The organism is Capnocytophaga sp. oral taxon 332 str. F0381 (assembly GCF_000318275.2).
Taxonomy (GTDB): domain Bacteria; phylum Bacteroidota; class Bacteroidia; order Flavobacteriales; family Flavobacteriaceae; genus Capnocytophaga; species Capnocytophaga bilenii.
This window is the reverse complement of sequence record NZ_KB291251.1, coordinates 1-367: the sequence shown is the minus strand read 5'-3', so window position 1 is coordinate 367 and position 367 is coordinate 1. Positions and strand designations below refer to the sequence as shown.

1 pseudogene is annotated in these 367 nt (G+C 35.1%); it reads right to left on the bottom strand.

Features of this window, described 5'->3' with window-relative positions:
* Positions 1-367, bottom strand: a pseudogene (locus tag HMPREF9075_RS13320) (hypothetical protein); the annotation flags it as partial.

Genomic DNA, 367 nt, shown 5'->3' with positions numbered 1-367 from the left:
TGTGATATTTTTCTATTTGATTCTCTTTCCAAGTGCGCTCTCCAAATAATGTTTCCAATTCACAGTTAAGCCCTGAGTAACGATAGGAGTGAATATACTTACTTTTATCTTTAGTAATAAGCGTCATCTTCCAAAGATAACGCTTGCGAAAGCTATCCCATAACCCATAAGGAATGTTACAAATATCTTCCATAGTAACAAGAGTATCTAATGCTTGAGGGGTACCCCACTGGGCATACTTCATTAGTATTTTGCTCTTAGGCATTCCTAACTCTATAGCATAATCTCTTTGTTCTATAGTATGCTCATCCAAAATAACATCTCCTGTTTTTTTATAATATTCATCGGCTTCTTTTCGGGTTACAAA